The sequence below is a fragment of the Mesorhizobium sp. WSM4841 genome, assembly GCF_055811515.1.
The window spans coordinates 154420-170821 of the sequence record NZ_JBVVQC010000007.1 but is presented as its reverse complement, the minus strand read 5'-3'; the positions used below and the strand labels follow the sequence as shown (position 1 = coordinate 170821).

The 16402-nt window shown below is 60.8% G+C and carries 16 protein-coding genes; 13 read left to right on the top strand and 3 right to left on the bottom strand.

The features are described from left to right. Positions 1-34: 34 nt before the first annotated feature. From AC0L14_RS11075 to AC0L14_RS11065, 3 genes are all read left to right on the top strand, one after another. On the top strand, positions 35-193 hold the full coding sequence (locus AC0L14_RS11075) for a hypothetical protein (RefSeq protein WP_258122432.1): 159 nt from the start codon (positions 35-37) through the stop codon (positions 191-193). Between the two features lie 73 nt (positions 194-266). After that, positions 267-1457, top strand: a complete 1191-nt coding sequence (locus tag AC0L14_RS11070) for an NADH-quinone oxidoreductase subunit D (protein ID WP_123149585.1) — start codon at positions 267-269, stop codon at positions 1455-1457. Positions 1458-2173: 716 nt separating this feature from the next. Further along, the gene (locus AC0L14_RS11065; RefSeq protein WP_254022074.1) at positions 2174-2389 is read left to right on the top strand and encodes a hypothetical protein; all 216 of its coding nucleotides are present in this window, start codon (positions 2174-2176) and stop codon (positions 2387-2389) included. A gap of 297 nt (positions 2390-2686) precedes the next feature. On the opposite strand, the gene AC0L14_RS11060 is transcribed toward AC0L14_RS11065, so the two are convergent. Next, positions 2687-2980: a hypothetical protein gene (locus tag AC0L14_RS11060; RefSeq protein ID WP_123149695.1), complete on the bottom strand. Its 294-nt coding sequence runs from the start codon at positions 2978-2980 to the stop codon at positions 2687-2689. Between the two features lie 306 nt (positions 2981-3286). On the opposite strand from AC0L14_RS11060, the gene AC0L14_RS11055 reads away from it, so the two are divergent. From AC0L14_RS11055 to AC0L14_RS11025, 7 genes are all read left to right on the top strand, one after another. Further along, complete coding sequence (locus tag AC0L14_RS11055; protein ID WP_258122430.1) at positions 3287-3409, top strand: hypothetical protein; 123 nt, start codon at positions 3287-3289, stop codon at positions 3407-3409. A gap of 132 nt (positions 3410-3541) precedes the next feature. Beyond that, positions 3542-3877, top strand: a complete 336-nt coding sequence (locus AC0L14_RS11050; protein WP_123149587.1) for a hypothetical protein — start codon at positions 3542-3544, stop codon at positions 3875-3877. A gap of 13 nt (positions 3878-3890) precedes the next feature. After that, entirely contained in the window at positions 3891-4184 is a 294-nt protein-coding gene (locus tag AC0L14_RS11045; RefSeq protein WP_123149588.1) for a DUF1488 family protein, read from the top strand. 130 nt (positions 4185-4314) lie between these two features. Next, positions 4315-4500 (top strand): DUF3606 domain-containing protein, encoded by a 186-nt coding sequence (locus tag AC0L14_RS11040; RefSeq protein WP_123149696.1) that lies wholly within the window; start codon positions 4315-4317, stop codon positions 4498-4500. Between the two features lie 372 nt (positions 4501-4872). After that, the gene (locus tag AC0L14_RS11035; protein ID WP_473486500.1) at positions 4873-5529 is read left to right on the top strand and encodes an ABC transporter ATP-binding protein; all 657 of its coding nucleotides are present in this window, start codon (positions 4873-4875) and stop codon (positions 5527-5529) included. After that, positions 5529-7937: an ABC transporter permease gene (locus AC0L14_RS11030; RefSeq protein WP_473527195.1), complete on the top strand. Its 2409-nt coding sequence runs from the start codon at positions 5529-5531 to the stop codon at positions 7935-7937. The genes AC0L14_RS11035 and AC0L14_RS11030 overlap by 1 nt, the downstream gene beginning before the upstream one ends. Beyond that, positions 7927-8982, top strand: a complete 1056-nt coding sequence (locus AC0L14_RS11025) for a lipocalin-like domain-containing protein (protein WP_123149590.1) — start codon at positions 7927-7929, stop codon at positions 8980-8982. The genes AC0L14_RS11030 and AC0L14_RS11025 overlap by 11 nt, the downstream gene beginning before the upstream one ends. Positions 8983-9082: 100 nt before the next feature. On the opposite strand, the gene AC0L14_RS11020 is transcribed toward AC0L14_RS11025, so the two are convergent. Then, the gene (locus AC0L14_RS11020; RefSeq protein ID WP_473527194.1) at positions 9083-9211 is read right to left on the bottom strand and encodes a hypothetical protein; all 129 of its coding nucleotides are present in this window, start codon (positions 9209-9211) and stop codon (positions 9083-9085) included. Positions 9212-9314: 103 nt separating this feature from the next. Here AC0L14_RS11020 and AC0L14_RS11015 point away from each other — a divergent pair, with 103 nt between their 5' ends. Both AC0L14_RS11015 and AC0L14_RS11010 read left to right on the top strand, forming a co-directional pair. Next, positions 9315-10208: a LysR family transcriptional regulator gene (locus tag AC0L14_RS11015; protein ID WP_473527193.1), complete on the top strand. Its 894-nt coding sequence runs from the start codon at positions 9315-9317 to the stop codon at positions 10206-10208. A gap of 467 nt (positions 10209-10675) precedes the next feature. Next, positions 10676-11635 (top strand): DMT family transporter, encoded by a 960-nt coding sequence (locus AC0L14_RS11010; RefSeq protein ID WP_473486497.1) that lies wholly within the window; start codon positions 10676-10678, stop codon positions 11633-11635. Positions 11636-11778: 143 nt separating this feature from the next. Here AC0L14_RS11010 and selD read toward each other — a convergent pair whose 3' ends face one another. Further along, positions 11779-12852, bottom strand: coding sequence for a selenide, water dikinase SelD (gene selD / locus AC0L14_RS11005; protein ID WP_473527191.1), 1074 nt, complete (start codon positions 12850-12852; stop codon positions 11779-11781). Between the two features lie 456 nt (positions 12853-13308). On the opposite strand from selD, the gene fdnG reads away from it, so the two are divergent. Beyond that, entirely contained in the window at positions 13309-16395 is a 3087-nt protein-coding gene (gene fdnG, locus AC0L14_RS11000) for a formate dehydrogenase-N subunit alpha (protein WP_473749464.1), read from the top strand. The last annotated feature ends 7 nt before the right edge of the window (positions 16396-16402 follow it).

The following is a 16402-nucleotide window of genomic DNA, read 5'->3' as shown; positions in this document are numbered from 1 at the left end:
TTTGTCTCCGGAAATTAAATCGGAGGTCGATGCCGTGATTACCCAAACGAGCTCGGAAGAGTTGTATATTCTGCAAAGTTCGATCGATGTGACGCCACCTGCCGTGTCGGTGTCGGCAGCGGTCGGGCTGGATTCGTCGCATGTGGTCGCTGCCAACATCGGTGACGATGGCCCAGACGACGACTTGATTTGATCGTCGGTCAGGCGCCGCACTTTGCATCGGGCATTCGAGATCGACTGCGAACTACGAGGCCGGAAGGATTGCCATGGCCGAGGCCGCAATTCGCAACTTCACCATCAATTTCGGACCGCAGCATCCGGCCGCGCATGGTGTCTTGCGGCTCGTGCTTGAACTCGATGGCGAGGTCGTCAAGCGCGTCGATCCGCATATCGGCCTGCTCCATCGCGGGACCGAGAAGCTCATAGAGCACAAGAACTATCTGCAGGCCCTGCCCTATTTCGACCGGCTCGACTACGTCGCGCCGATGAATCAGGAGCATGCGTTCTGCCTCGCCGCCGAGAAGCTGCTTGAAATATCGGTTCCGCGGCGCGGACAGCTCATCCGTGTCCTTTTTTGCGAAATCGGCCGGCTTCTGTCGCACCTCCTCAATGTGACGACGCAAGCCATGGATATCGGTGCACTCACCCCGCCGCTCTGGGGTTTTGCCGAGCGCGAGAAGCTGATGGTGTTCTACGAGCGCGCTTCCGGCGCCCGCATGCACGCGAATTATTTCCGGGTCGGCGGCGTGCATCAGGATCTGCCTCCGAAACTTCTGGACGACATCTGGGATTTCTGTGACCCGTTCCTCAAGGTCTGCGACAATCTCGAAGTGCTGCTCACCGACAACCGTATCTTCAAGCAGCGCAACGTCGATATAGGCGTGATCAGCCTCGACGATGCCTGGGCTTGGGGCTTCTCAGGCGTGATGGTGCGCGGATCGGGCGCCGCTTGGGATTTGCGCAAGGCGCAACCCTACGAATGCTATCCTGAGATGGATTTTGATATTCCTGTCGGCAAGAACGGGGACTGCTATGACCGCTATCTCGTCCGCATGGAGGAAATGCGTCAATCGGTTCGGATCATGAAGCAATGTCTGGAAAAGCTGCGTTCACCGGAAGGCCGGGGGCCGGTGGCGATTCCAAATCAAAAGATCACGCCACCGTCGCGTGCCGAGATGAAACGCTCGATGGAAGCGACGATCCATCATTTCAAACTTTACACGGAAGGGCATCGCGTGCCCGCCGGAGAGGTATACGCTGCGGTCGAAGCACCGAAGGGTGAGTTCGGCGTTTATCTGATTTCCGATGGCAGCAATGTTCCGTACCGGTGCAAGATCCGCGCACCCTCCTTCGCCCATCTGCAGGCAATGGATTTCTTGTGTCGGGGCCACATGATCGCCGATGTCTCCGCGATCATTGGTTCGCTCGACATCGTGTTCGGAGAGATCGATCGTTAAGCCGAGTTGCACATCTCGGCTGCTGGAAGATAGGCCTACAATCGCAGGATCATCCGTGGTTTATCGAAGTCGCGCACTAAATGCCCCGCCGGGTGGGTCTCTCTGGCTTGCTGCCGGTTCAGTGGACAGGCAGCAGGCCAAGTTGACCCTACCCAGCCGTAAGGGAATGACAAACCCGAAAAGAACGGCTCGCCCTTTCACAAGGCGGGCCGTTCGTTCGCTTTTGAAGATACGAAAACGCCGCTCGACCGGAAGGGAGCGGCGTTTATCAAGTGTGGCGTCCTAACCCTAGACGAAACCCCGATTGGTCGGGGCCGCCGGACTCGAACCGACGTTTCCAGCTTGTTCGCTATCAACTTTAGATGGTGTTCTCCCGTCGTCCTTGCAAGCCCCATCGGCGCGCAGAGTGTGGAAGGCTAGACGCGAGCCAAACGCTATCCAGCCGTGGAACCAACACTTCGCGCATATGTTGATAGAGACCGGGCGGCCCCCCGCCGCGTCCGGTGGCTACGAAGCCGCTTTCAAACATCCCCTCTGGAAAGCGGGTTTTTTTGTGCCTTCCCAGCGAACGGATTCACCAATGCCGGTGACAGGCCGGTACATAATGACTCGCTAATGGATTGTCGAAAGCGTACATTCCCAATGTCGCTGGCCACTGAACGGGCGCTGGCGCTTGAGAGCGTAGATCGTACTCCCGCCCCTATGGGAGTTATGTGATGGAAAACGACAGCCGCTCAGACGGATTTATCTCCGCTCACGACTTTGACATTCTGTGCGATGCCTTCAAGGCTTCGGTCGAGGAAGGACGGGTGACCAAAGCGCACAGGATTCAGCACGCCAAGAATCTGGTGCGCGAACTCACCGGCCAAGAGAACGCCGACAAACACCTGATTAGCCGGATGATGCGGGGTTGCCACGCTACCCAGCCGTAGGGGAATGGCGGGCCTACTTGGGTTTGGTAGGCCGCTTCCGTTCCTTCGCATCTTCAACGCCTCGGTCAAACCCGGCTTGGTATTCGGTCTTGCCTGCGGGGATGGAGTGGCTTGGGATGCCGGGTAGGATGCCGGGCGAAACCGTCTTCCAACCGTCCAAATACCCCTTCTCGAAAGATCCAGACATTACTTCTGTCCCGATGGTTTCTCGTCTCGCCGCTCACTAGTATGTGCGGCCTTGGCTATCTTTTTGACCATAGCATCTGACCGACTGCCCGACGGCGAAACGATGAACGTTCATTGCTGGATCCTCCTGATTGTGCCTAGCGCCTGTTCCTGATCCTGCTCTAACGCAGCTTCGAGTTCGTAATGGTCGATACCCACAAGCTGGCTCGCGAGATAGAGAGTCGAGGAGACGGCGGGAATATGGATGAAGGTGGCGACACGCCGGTAGGCGAGCCAGGAAATCCCGTCGATCCAGTCGTCGTCCTCGTCGATTGCATAATCGCCCGGCTGCTGAAACTCATCGACGCCTCCCAGCGAGAATGGTGCCGTGAATTTCACGGTCGTGTGCTTTGTGCGGGTGTTCATTTGCATATCCCTGGAAAGAGCAGATTATTGCGCTCGCGAAGCGACGCAGCCCTTTCAAAATCGATGATTTGGGGAGTTGGCGGGTCGAGAGCCTGTGACGCCGCGATAGCAAGCATGGCCAAAAGAACGATACACGAACGGTATGCGCCAATTGCGGTTTAACTGCCGCTTGTCTAGCTGCCGAATGCCCTGTTTTGGCCGCTAAGCCGCTTCCGCCAGGAAAGCTCCAAAAAAACTATTATGGAGGCTCTTTGTGTGATAGGGTGATTTTCTGGCCGAAAAAATAACAAAACAAAGGAGGCCGCTGTGAAAACCTATATCCCTGCTCAGGTTTACCTTTACGACTACAAGAGCTTATTCGTAAGAGCGTCGGTCACGATTGCCATAGGCATCATCGTCTATTTGACGCTTTTCGGCATCACCTGGTAAGTCCAGACGTCGGTAGCGACTGGCGGCCAAACGTCCTGGAGTGGCGCTTCTAGAGCGCGGGCTTCGCTGGAGGCCGCTGGTCTAGTTCTACCATAGGGATCTTTGATTATCCCACCCAAGAGGTGCACCGCCATGAACGACACCAACGACAAAGCCCGCGAAAATCGCGATGCTGTTGATATCAGCATTCGCGATGCTGTTGATATCAGCATTTGGGAGAACGAAGGCGGAGCCTCGGATCGATACGATATGAATTATCACTACGGCCGGCGCGTAGAGCCGGACGGGTCATGGACGATCTATCACGTCTTCACCGGGGCACCGGCAGATATGGGAAGCCGATCCATGGCTGGGCTCAGCAAAACAGATGCCACTACCAGAATGATAATTCTGAACGCGCACAATGCGAAGAGACGCAAGGCCGCGAGCCTGCAACAGACGTTCGCTACGCGGTTCTTAACGGCTTGAGGTATGTTCAACCTTGGCGCTGACTTTTCCGAACCGAAGCCGCAGCTACGACGAGGCCGGACAATACCTCCATTTTCTCGGCTACAATGGCATGTTTGAAATGCTGTTCTTGATTGAGATCGAAGCGCTCGCGAACGCAAAACCGGAAGCAGCCACAGCCGAAGCGGGTTATTTGGCGACCTTCGATGCATCACCGGACTCCATTCGTGATGTCGCGCGGAAAGTTTACTCCCACGGCCGCAAGAACGTGTACCAGCCCAGAAAACCTCAACGCTTCGAACAGCGGACGAGCAAAGCGTTCCCGTAAGGGATCGGCTTATCCCTGCGACCGCGGAGTTGTGCGGTTTCGACATGGTTGGGGACTACGTCCTTGTCCCCGTCGATTAGAGGATTATCCTTGACAGGTTTGGGCGAGGCGATCGCCCATGGAGGTTGTCATGGCAGACGACAAGTCAAAGCGTGGTCCGCAAGACAGAGCACGGGTCGACGGTGGCGAAGACTATGAAGTCGGGTACCTCATGAAGAAGCACCATCTCGAACGGGCTGATGCCCTCAGGCTGGTAAAAAAGTATGGAAACAACCGCGCAAAGATCGAAGAGGAACTCGTTGCCCGAAAGCTCTGATCGCGTATTGCCGTGAGGCTGGCATAGAGCCAAGCACGCCTGAGTGTGACCAGGCTGCAGGCATAATCATGGCGCTTTTCAGCAACGGCATCGGCACTGCTGAGGAATTGAAGGCAGCGCTCCAGTTCCGTTTGGAGAGTGAGTTGCGACGGTACGGTCAACGCCTATCCCGCCTAGCTGAGAACCGCTCTAGATCGTAATTGTACATCGAATTCCAAGTGGAGGTCGCGTTAGATGCAAAACGCGAGCCCTCTGAAAAAAACCATTGTCCAATTAAGGCAGTGGGTTTGGAGGCTGTATGAAAGGGGTCGTTGTTTGGCGCTATTTCACGGGCATGCCGTGTCAGATGCACGCGGACCTCCGGGGAGTAACATGCTGCTGAGGCTGCACCAGATCGACAAATTCTACCCCACTGGCGAGGGGCCGTTGCATGTTCTGAACGGGATCGATCTTTCGCTGGAGGCGGGCAAGAGCCTTGCGCTGACCGGCGAGTCTGGCAGCGGCAAGAGCACGCTTTTGCACCTCGTTGCAGGGCTCGACAGCCCTGATGCGGGAGAAATCCACCTTGGCGGTACCAATATTGTGGGGCTGAACGATACAGCCCTTGCCGCCCTGCGGCGGGGAACAGTCGGACTTGTGTTCCAGCAGTTCAACCTGATCCCTTCGCTTGATGTGGCGGCCAACCTTGCCTTTCAGGCTCGGCTTGCTGGCCGCCCTGATCCGGCATGGTTGAAAGTCCTTGCCAAACGGCTGGGCCTCGCCCAAGTCCTCACGCGCTACCCTGAACAACTGTCGGCCGGCCAGCAACAGCGGGTGGCGATCGGCCGGACCTTGGCCGCCCGGCCCCGGCTGGTTCTGGCTGATGAGCCCACGGGCAATCTGGATGAGGCAACAGGGGACGCTGTACTCGATCTTATGCTGTCGCTGGTGGCTGAAACGGGTGCCGCCCTGTTAATGGTCACCCATTCCAACCGTCTGGCAAACCGGCTGAACGCCCGCATTCACCTGCACGCGGGCCGGCTGGTGTGATGGTGTGGACCGGGCTGACAGCGCTCTTGTCTCACTGGCGCAGGCGGCCTGTCCAATTGGCGATGCTGCTTTTGGGGCTATCGCTGGCAACGGCGCTGTGGTCAGCGGTTCAGGCGATCAACGGTGAGGCGCGGGCGAGCTATGACCGTGCAGCGGCGATCCTTGGGCAGGACCGGCTCGCGCAACTAGTGCGTGAGGACGGGGCCCGGATGGATCAACAGGAGTTTGTGAGACTGCGGCGAGCAGGCTGGCTGGCTTCGCCGGTGATTGAAGGTGAAATGCGGTTTGGGGATGTGCGGTTGCGCGTCCTCGGCATTGACCCACTGACTTTGCCGCCGCAGGCGCAGCAGGTGGATGTTGCGGTGGGTGATGAGCTATTGCCGTTCATCACGGCGCCCGGTGTGCTCTATGCAGCTCCGGAAACCGCGGCACGACTAACCGAGCAAGCAACACCTCCCGTGCGCGTGGCCGAGGGTTTGCCGCCTGGCACAGTCCTCACCGACATCGGGCAGGCGCAGGTCTTGCTTGGGGCAAAGGACAAGATCTCTCGTCTTTTGCTCTGGCCGGACCAACCGATTGGCCGTGCCCCTCTAGAGGTGACAGCCCCCGGCCTGACCCTGCGCGAGCCGAGCGAAACGGGGGATCTTGCCAGGCTGACCGACAGTTTTCACCTGAACCTGACGGCTTTCGGTTTTCTCGCCTTTGCGGTGGGGCTCTTCATCGTGCATTCCGCCATCGGTCTGGCTTTTGAACAGCGCCGCCAGGTATTTCGCACGCTGCGCGCACTGGGCTTGCCGGCACGCGTGCTGGTCCTTTTGCTGATCGCCGAGCTGCTGACCTTCGCCCTCCTCGCGGGGCTGGTGGGCGTGGCACTTGGCTATGTAGTCGCCTCGGCCCTTTTGCCCGACGTCGCCGCCACCCTGCGCGGGCTTTACGGGGCCGATGTGCCGGGAACGCTGTCGATCCGCCCCGCAGTGTGGGCAGCGGGGCTGGCCATCGCGGTAATCGGCACGCTGGTGGCGGCCGCACAGAGCCTCTGGCGGCTATGGCACCTGCCGCTGCTTGCAGCGGCCCAGCCTCGGGCCTGGGCGCGGGCTTCGGAGCGGGCACTGCGCGCGCAAGGCGTGGCTGCGATGGTGCTCCTGTTGACGGCGGCGGGAATTGCACACTTCGGATCCGGCCTCGAGGCGGGCTTTGCGCTTCTGGCGGCACTGCTGTTGGGGGCGGCACTGGCGCTGCCGCTCGTGCTGACGGGGATATTGCACCTTGGCGGCCGCTTGGCGCGTGGACCACTGGCCGAATGGTTTTGGGCCGACACGCGTCAACAGCTTCCCGGCCTGTCATTGGCGCTAATGGCACTGCTGCTTGCGATGGCCGCCAATGTGGGCGTCAGCACGATGGTGTCGAGCTTTCGGCTGACCTTCACCGGCTGGCTCGATCAGCGTCTCGCCTCAGAGTTATACGTGACCGCCCGCACCGAAGCAGAGGCCACGGCGATACGCGACTGGCTGGCCCAGCGCAGCGAGGCGGTCCTGCCGATCTGGAGCATTGAGGGTCGGGTCGCAGGCCAGCCCGCGGCAATATACGGCGTGGCCGATCATGCCACCTATCGCGACAACTGGCCGATCCTCTCTGCAGTGCCGGAGGTGTGGGACCGGATCGCCACAGGCGACGGCGCCCTGATCAACGAACAACTGGCGCGGCGCCAGGAGTTGGGCTTGGGGGACCAGATCACGCTGCCCGGTGGCTGGCGGGCCAGCATCGTCGGCGTCTATGCCGACTATGGCAACCCGATCGGCCAAGTGATCATCGGGATCGACACACTGGTCCAGCACTATCCTGACGTCTCCCGCCTGCGCTATGCCATTCGGATTGCCCCCGGCAAGGCCGAATCACTGGCGGCGGGTTTGCGGGCGGAATTCGGGCTGCCCGCGCAGAACGTGATTGACCAGGCCGGGATCAAGGTCTTTTCGCTCAAAGTATTTGAGCGCACATTCAACGTGACAGCCGCGCTGAATGTGCTGACGCTGGGAGTCGCGGGGCTGGCGATGTTTGCGAGCGTCATGACCCTGTCGGGGATGCGCCTGCCGCAACTGGCGCCGGTCTGGGCCATGGGTCTGACCCGCCGCCACCTCGCATGGTTGGAGCTTTCGCGCGGCTTGCTGTTGGCAGCCTTGACCATGCTGGCCGCTGTGCCTGTAGGTATTGCGCTCGCCTTTGTTCTACTGGCGGTGGTGAATGTGGAGGCTTTTGGCTGGCGTCTGCCGATGCACCTTTTTCCCGGTGACTGGGCGCTGCTGGCGGCGCTCGCGCTGCTGGCGGCCGGACTTGCAGCCGCCGTGCCTGCCTGGCGGCTGGCGCGTCTTTCGCCATCGGATTTGCTGAAGGTATTTGCAGATGAGCGTTAGAGCATTGCTGATCTACATGTGCTTGGCCGCACCTGCCTTTGGCCAAGGTTTTGCTGGGCTTGGCACAGAGGCTGACGGGTTTTCAGTGCCGCAGCCGGGGACTGCATTCAACTTTCCGGCAGACCACGGCCCGCACCCCGGTTACCGGATCGAATGGTGGTATTTGACCGCCAACCTGCAAGCTGCGGATGGAGCGGACTATGGCGTGCAATGGACTCTTTTCCGATCCGCCCTGGCCCCGGTGGAGCGGTCAGGCTGGTCCAGTCCGCAGCTTTGGATGGGCCATGCGGGGCTGACGACGCAAACGCACCAATTCGTGGCCGAACGGATGGCACGGGGCGGCATCGGTCAGGCGGGGGTTACGGCTGCGCCCTTTGCGGCCTGGATTGACAACTGGCAGATGGCAGGCCGGGCCCTGCCAGAGGCGGATGCGCTGTCGGCGCTCGATCTGCGTGCGGCGGGACAGGCGTTCTCCTACGAACTGGCGCTGGACGCCAAAGGCCCTCTGGTGCCGCAGGGAGTGCAAGGCTATTCGGTGAAATCCGAGAAGGGGCAGGCGAGCTATTATTACTCGCAACCATTCTACCACGTGACCGGCACGCTGACCCTTCCGGCAGGCGCGATTGCGGTGACCGGTCAGGCGTGGTTGGACCACGAATGGTCCTCGCAGCCGCTGGCTGAGGATCAAACCGGGTGGGACTGGTTCTCGCTGCATTTCGACAGCGGCGAAAAGATGATGGGCTTTCGCCTGCGCGACGGAGGCGCGGGCTTTACATCGGCCACATGGATCAAGGCCGACGGCAGGCCGCAGCCGCAGGCCCCCGGCGCGCTAAGGGTGACGCCGCTCGAAACGGCGGCAGTCGCGGGACGTAGCGTGCCGGTCCGCTGGAGGGTGCAATTGTCGGAAAAAGGGGTGGATGTGACCATCCGGACGCTAAACCCAGAAGCCTGGATGGACACACGCTTTCCCTATTGGGAAGGCCCGATCCGATTTGAGGGCACCCATGCCGGGCGCGGCTATCTCGAGATGACAGGCTATGAGTGACTGGAGGACGCTGCTCGATCGCGAGATCGCGACGGTTGGCGAATTGCCGAAAATGGAGAAGGTTAGTTTCCAGCGCCCTTCCCTCTACCATTTTAGACGTTTAACGGCATGATAGGTCTTCCTTGTCGACGAAGATCACGTCCATGACGGGCGGCGCGTCGGCGTGAACCGGCACAGCATATTCGGCGAAGTTGGCGTTCGTGACGCGCCCGTTGCGGTTGTCGATCACCGAACGCCTGATCCGTTTAGGACATTCCAGGTCGATCGTGCCCGGGTGCAACTCGTCTCACTAGCTTGTATAACTAGTATCGACCTATCGGCATGAGCCATAAATGCAGCGCGGAAGACTTGATATGCTTCTGGCCTTTCTGGCCGTCGCACGGGAAGGCAGCTTTACGCGGGCCGCCGCGCAGCTCGGAATTTCGCAGTCCACACTGAGCCACACGATCCGCGATCTCGAAGAGGGCCTGGGCCTTCGTCTGCTGACCCGCACCACCCGCAGCGTTTCACCGACAGCGGCCGGCGAGCGCTTGCTTCGCAACATCGGCCCGCATTTCGAGGAGATCGAGGCCGAACTCGACGCCCTGAGCGAGTTGCGGGAGAAGCCCGCCGGCACCATTCGTCTCACCGCCAGTGATCACGCATTCAAATCCGTGCTCTGGCCGAAGCTGGCGAAGCTGCTGCCGGACTATCCCGACATCATGGTCGAGGTCTTCATTGACAACGCACTGACGGACATCGCCGCAGAACGGTTCGACGCCGGCGTGCGGCTCGGAGAGCAGGTTGCAAAGGACATGATCGCCGTACGCGTGGGACCGGATCTTCGCTTCGCTGTCGTCGGTGCGAAGCCCTATTTCGCCAAGCGGCCGCCGCCAACGACGCCGCAGGAGCTAACCGGTCACATTTGCATCAACCAGCGCTTTTCCACCAATGGCGGGCTGTGGGCTTGGGATTTCGAGCGAGACGGTCGCGAACTGAAGGTGCGGGTGGACGGCCAGATCGTCCTGAATGGCACGGTCGGGATTCTTGAAGCCGCGCTGGATGGTTTCGGCCTCGCCTATGTGCCGGAGGACGTGGCGGAGCCTCATCTTGAGAGCGGTCGCCTTATGCGGGTGCTGGATGAGTGGTCCCCGCCGTGGCCAGGATATTACTTCTATTATCCCAGCCGCCGTCAGACGTCCCCCGCTTTCGCTCTGCTCATCGACGCGCTTCGACACAAGAGCTGAGATATGTCGGTCCATCACCCAGCTTCGAAAGGCTGGTTATAAGGCTCAGGTCGGGCGTTGGCAGCATGTGGCCCACGCAGACGTTCAACTGCTCGGACTAAATGTCTGAAAAGCGCCGCGTTGCGGACCAGCCTGTGAATTGAAAAGCCCGCGCCTCCGGGAGAGGCCGCGGGCAACGGTCTGTTGGGATCAGAGGGACTGATCCAGTTGTAATGTGGGTACCTTCCATGATCAGCGCATCGGTCAAATGGATGAAAGCCCGCGCCCGGGGGAGAAGGATGCGGGCTGTGATCGGCGGGAGGATCCGATCTGGCAGCATTTGTCTACGGCTGCAGAAGTCGATCTTTCGTCGCTGGCCTGTGTTCCACACGGAAAAAAACGCCGCACAAGGATTGGTGAAATAGGTGGCGTTGCTGCTCGGCAAGACGCAGCAATCTTGCTAAGATTGGCGGTGGGAGGAGACGGACATGCAATCGCTGCCGATAGCCCATCCAAGCGTAGCGAAGGCGACAGCCGGGGTATCGCTTCCTCTCGCCTATTCCACCGCGACGCTCTGCTGGCTCCTGTCCGCCGGCGTCTACATCGCAGCCAAGTGGGTTGCCCCCGAAATGCCGCCTTGGGCGCTCTGCTTCTGGCGGCTAACGCTCGCCTGCGCGATCCTGCTGCCCATCGTCCATCGCCACCATGGGGCGATGCTCGTGCTGGTCCAATCCCGGGCGATCGAGGTGCTGGCCATCGGCGCGATCGGGCTGACCCTCTGTCAGGGCATGATCTACACGGGCCTCAACTACACCGACGCGACGACCGCCGGCATTATCATGGCCCTGTCGCCGATCATGACCATGGTGCTTGCCCGCTTCGTGCTCGACGAGCCCCTCGGCGTCTGGAAGGCGCTTGGTGCGCTGCTCGCTCTGGTCGGGATGGTGGTGATTGTAGCGCGCGGCGACCTTACCGCGCTGATGCGGCTCCAGTTCAATCCCGGCGAGTTGTGGATCGTCGGCAGCGCGTTTTGCTGGGGCCTCTACACCGTGCTGCTGCGTCGTTCCAAATTCGCTATCGAGCTTCTGCCGATGGTTGTCCTGCTGCTAGGAGCCGGCGCGCTGGCCGCACTCCCCCTTTATCTCTGGGAGCTGTTTTCCGGGGAGCGTTCGGCGCTGCATGCGAACGGCCTTCTGGCCCTCGCCTATGTCGCTGGCCCGGGCGGCGCTCTGATGTATTACCTCTACAACCGCAGCGTCGAGACGCTTGGCGCCGGGCGCGCCAGCATGCTGCTCTATCTGCAGACTGTCTTCGTTGCCGTGCTCGCTTATCTGTTCCTTGGGGAAGGCTTGCACGACTACGACCTCGCCGGCGCTGCCTTTATCGTCGCCGGCCTGGTGCTGGCCACCACGATCAAGCCGAGGCAGCGCACGGTGCATGTCGCGTAGGGAACATCAGCACCGCCGATTCCGAGACAGCGCTTAGCGATCAAGAGCCGAGGCGCACATCACGCCAGATGATTTTCGACGATTACGGATTTCATCACGTTCACACCTCGCCTCGCTAAATTAGGCAAGCCTGTATAGCGGCTTCACTGGACCGTTATCGCGGGTGCGCCGGGCTTGACGTCGCCGATCACGCAAGCCGACGTGTAACCATCCGCGACAATCTTTTCGACCAGGGCCGCCGCTCTGTCGCGCTCGCAGGCGACGAGCAGCCCGCCCGAAGTCTGTGGATCGGTGAGAAGATGGCGCCGCCACTCCGGCATATCGGTGGGCAGGAGCACCGCGTCGCCATAGCTCGCCCAGTTGCGCCGCGAAGCGCCGGTGACAAATCCTTGCTCTGCCAGCAGCACGGCTTCGGAAAAGAGCGGAACGTCGCGATCACGAATGACCAGAAGACAGCCTGAGCCGCGCGCCATCTCGAGAGCATGTCCGAGCAGGCCGAAACCGGTCACGTCGGTCATCGCATGGACACTCTCATCCTGCGCGAGCTCCGATCCGATCCGGTTGAGCAGGGTGGTCGAGGCGATCATCTCGACATAGGCGCTGGGCGGGAGCGCCTGCTTCTTGAAGGCGGCGGAGTAGATGCCGACGCCGAGTGCCTTCGTCAGGATCAAGGCGTCTCCCGGCCTCGCGCCCGAATTGCGCCGGACGTCATCGGGCCGGCATGTACCGATCACGGCAAGACCATAGATCGGCTCCGGCGAGTCGATCGAGTGGCCGCCGGCGACCGGGATTCCGGCGGTGGCGCAAACTGCCCGTCCGCCCTTCAAAATGTCTCGGACCATATGCGTCGGCATCTTGTCGAGCGGCATACCGAGAATGGCCAGCGCCATGATTGGCCGGCCGCCCATCGCATAGACGTCGGAGATCGCGTTGGTCGCGGCGATCCGCCCGAAATCATACGGATCGTCCACCATGGGCATGAAGAAATCGGTGGTGGCGATGACACAGGTGTCCTCGTCAAGCTGCCACACAGCGGCGTCATCTCCGGTCTCGGTGCCGACAAGAAGCTGACGAAAGGGATTGGTCTCGACCTGGTCTGCGAGAAGCTGCTGAAGGACGGACGGCGCCAGCTTGCAGCCGCAGCCGCCGCCATGGGCGAGACTGGTCAAGCGAAGCACAGGAGCATCGGCGACTTCAGGAGAGAGGGCGACTGCCATGGCAAGCCTCCTTAGATTGGCACCGAGCGAGATACCGAGTGGAATTGGCGTTGGCCGTACACCGGCGATCGTTCGGGGAACCGATTTGACGGAACGGAGAGATCAGACGCGGAAACGGTGAGAGCGGCCCGAAGACGCTTGGTGAGAGGGGAAAAGCGGACACATGCGCAGCCGCGGAGCGCACGCTTGCGCCACCGTCGGCCGTCGTCCGAAAAGCGCCCCGGCACGCGGGAGCCGTTTCCAATACCACGCAGCACTCTAAGATTATCCTTGGACAAGCGTCAATCGCACTCTCGTCCTAAAACATGAGTTATATCGTCAACTATAATCAGTAAGAAAATGCAGAGCAGTCGGAACGCTTTGCTTTGTTTGACATTGTCCTGTTTTGGATCAGAATGCACTCGTACCCTTGGTTCGGGATGCCCTTCGGAGCATCCGCTTCGGGAGGACATTCAAATGAACATCGAACTGTCACGGCGCGCGTTCCTGCAGACGGCAGGCGCGGGTCTCGCCGGTACTACGCTTGGAGCTCTCGGCTTCGGCGATATCGAAGCCGCACATGCCGAGGCGATACGATCCTTCAAACTCGCCAACACCACCGAGACACGGAACACGTGCCCATACTGCTCAGTGGCGTGCGGTGTGATCCTCTACTCAAAGGGCGATCTCAGGAAGGGCGAACAGGCCGAAATCACCCATATCGAGGGCGATACCGACCACCCAACCAACCGCGGCACCTTGTGCCCCAAGGGCTCGGCCCTGCTCGGCTTCGTCAAGGCCCCGACCCGCTTACAGCAGCCGATGATCCGCAAGCCCGGGGCGGACAAGTTCGAGCCGACAACGTGGGAAAACGCGCTTGACCGCATCGCCCGCCTGATGAAGGGCGATCGCGACCAGAACTTTGTCGCGACGAACAATGACGGCGTGACGGTCAACCGATGGATCACCACCGGCTTCCTCGCCGCTTCGGCGACGACCAATGAAACCGCGTTCGAGACCTACAAGGTGGTCCGCAGCGCGGGCATGCTGGTGTTCGATAATCAGGCACGTGTCTGACACGGCCCGACGGTGGCGAGTCTCGCCCCAACATTCGGCCGCGGAGCAATGACGAATTCCTGGACCGATATCAGGAACACCGATCTTGTCGTGATCATGGGCGGCAATGCCGCCGAGGCCCATCCTTGCGGCTTCAAATGGGTCACTGAGGCGAAGGCCAACCGTGGCGCCAAGCTCATTGTCGTCGACCCGCGCTTCACGCGCTCGGCTTCGGTGTCGGATCTCTATGCACCAATCCGTCAAGGCACGGACATCGCCTTCCTGCTCGGGCTGATCAACTATTGCATCGAAAACGACAAGGTGCAGCGGGACTATGTGAAAGCGTTCACCAACGCCGGCTATGTCGTCAAGCAGGGCTTCACTTACCAGGACGGCCTGTTTTCCGGCTACGACGAGGCGAAGCGCGACTACGACAAGTCAAGCTGGGACTACGAGGTCGGCGCGGACGGTTTCGCCGTCGTCGATGATACGCTGGCAAATCCTCGCTGCGTCTGGAACCTGCTGAAGAACCATGTCGCGGTCTACACGCCGGAGATGGTCGAGCGCATCTGCGGCACGCCGAAGGACAAGTTCCTGAAGGTCGCCGAGATGGTGGCGGAGTGCTCGTCGCCGACCAAGGCGATGACCTCGATGTACGCGCTCGGCTGGACGCAACACTCGAAGGGTTCGCAGAACATCCGCGCTATGGCGATGCTGCAGCTCATTCTGGGCAATATCGGCGTTCGCGGCGGCGGCATGAACGCGCTGCGCGGCCATTCCAACATCCAGGGGCTGACCGACGTCGGTCTGATGTCGAACTTGCTTCCTGGCTATCTGACGCTGCCCAACGAGAAGGAACCGGACCTCACCGCCTATATGTCGACCCGCGGTTTCAAGCCGCTCAGGCCGAACCAGATGAGCTACTGGCAGAACTACAGGAAGTTCTTCGTCAGTTTCCAGAAGGCCATGTACGGCTCGGCGGCAACCCCAGAAAATGACTTTGCCTACGACTACCTGCCGAAGCTCGACGTGCCCGGCTACGACGTGCTGCGCGCCTTCGATATGATGCACCAGGGCAAGATCAACCTGTATCTTTGCCAAGGCTTCAACGCGCTGCAAGCGTTCCCCAACAAGCAGAAGATCACGGCCTCGCTCTCCAAGCTCAAGCTCCTGGTCGTCATGGACCCGTTGGCTACCGAGACGGCGCGGTTTTGGGAGAACCACGGCGCGCACAATGACGTCGATCCGTCGGCGATCCAGACCGAAGTGATCGAACTGCCGTCGACGTGCTTTGCCGAAGACGACGGCTCCCTTACCAATTCGGGGCGCTGGCTGCAGTGGCACTGGGCCGGCGGCACGCCGCCGGGCGAGGCCAAGCGCGACACCTGGATCATGGCGCAGATACATCTTCGCCTGAAGGAACTCTATCGCAAGGAAGGCGGCGCCTTCCCCGATCCGATCCTCAATCTCCATTGGCCCTATGCCGATCCGGGCGATCCGACGGCCGAGGAAATCGCTCAGGAGATCAATGGCCGAGCGCTCGCGACGGTGACGGACACGGCCGATCCGACCAAGGTGCTTGCCGAGGCCGGAAAACTGTTGCCGGGCTTCGCCGCGCTGCGCGACGACGGCTCCACATCCTGCGGCTGCTGGATCTATTCCGGCTGCTTTAACGAGAAGGGCAACAACATGGCCCGTCGGGATACTGACGATCCCGACGAGACCGGCGCCTACCTGAAGTGGGCGTTCTCGTGGCCTGCCAATCGCCGCATCCTCTACAACAGGGCGTCGGCCGATTTGAACGGCAAGGCCTGGGATCCCGACCGCAAGGTGATCGAGTGGGACGGGGCGAAATGGTCGGGTTATGACGTCCCGGACATCGCGCCGACAGCGAAGCCCGGCGAGGTCGGCCCGTTCATCATGAATCCGGAAGGCGTGTCGCGCCTCTTCACCCGGGGAATGATGCGGGACGGACCTTTCCCGGCGCATTACGAGCCGTTCGAATCGCCGATCGTCAATCCGGTCGCGCCCAACGTCCGGGGCAACCCGGCAGCGCGGGTATTCGAAGGGGATTTCAGGCAGTTCGCCGAGCCGGCCTCGGCGGAGTTCCCCTATGCGGCGACCTCCTACCGCCTGACCGAGCATTTCCACTTCTGGACCAAGCACGTCATCGTCAACGCTGTGATGCAGCCGGAGTTCTTTGTGGAGATATCGGAACAGCTTGCGGCCGAAAAAGGTATCGCCAAGGACGGTTGGGTGCGCGTTTGGTCCAAGCGCGGCTCTGTCACGGCGAAGGCGATGGTAACGAAGCGGATCAAGCCGCTGACCTGCGACGGCAAGACCGTCCACATCGTCGGCATTCCACTGCACTGGGGCTTCACCGGAGCGGCAAAGAAGGGATTCGGCCCGAACATGCTGACGCCCTATGTCGGCGACGCCAACATCGAGACGCCCGAATACAAGGCGTTTCTAGTCAATATCGAGCCCGTCTCCGGGCCGGTAGCATAGGGAGGCG

What these genes read in the sequence shown, in the direction of transcription:
- AC0L14_RS11070 (WP_123149585.1), top strand. Translation starts at nt 267, where the DNA reads ATGGCCGAGGCCGCAATTCGCAACTTCACCATCAATTTCGGACCGCAG.
- selD (WP_473527191.1), bottom strand. Translation starts at nt 12,852, where the DNA reads ATGGCAGTCGCCCTCTCTCCTGAAGTCGCCGATGCTCCTGTGCTTCGC.
- AC0L14_RS11015 (WP_473527193.1), top strand. Translation starts at nt 9,315, where the DNA reads ATGCAGCGCGGAAGACTTGATATGCTTCTGGCCTTTCTGGCCGTCGCA.
- AC0L14_RS11025 (WP_123149590.1), top strand. Translation starts at nt 7,927, where the DNA reads ATGAGCGTTAGAGCATTGCTGATCTACATGTGCTTGGCCGCACCTGCC.
- AC0L14_RS11050 (WP_123149587.1), top strand. Translation starts at nt 3,542, where the DNA reads ATGAACGACACCAACGACAAAGCCCGCGAAAATCGCGATGCTGTTGAT.
- AC0L14_RS11060 (WP_123149695.1), bottom strand. Translation starts at nt 2,980, where the DNA reads ATGAACACCCGCACAAAGCACACGACCGTGAAATTCACGGCACCATTC.
- AC0L14_RS11065 (WP_254022074.1), top strand. Translation starts at nt 2,174, where the DNA reads ATGGAAAACGACAGCCGCTCAGACGGATTTATCTCCGCTCACGACTTT.
- AC0L14_RS11035 (WP_473486500.1), top strand. Translation starts at nt 4,873, where the DNA reads ATGCTGCTGAGGCTGCACCAGATCGACAAATTCTACCCCACTGGCGAG.
- AC0L14_RS11030 (WP_473527195.1), top strand. Translation starts at nt 5,529, where the DNA reads ATGGTGTGGACCGGGCTGACAGCGCTCTTGTCTCACTGGCGCAGGCGG.
- AC0L14_RS11010 (WP_473486497.1), top strand. Translation starts at nt 10,676, where the DNA reads ATGCAATCGCTGCCGATAGCCCATCCAAGCGTAGCGAAGGCGACAGCC.
- AC0L14_RS11040 (WP_123149696.1), top strand. Translation starts at nt 4,315, where the DNA reads ATGGCAGACGACAAGTCAAAGCGTGGTCCGCAAGACAGAGCACGGGTC.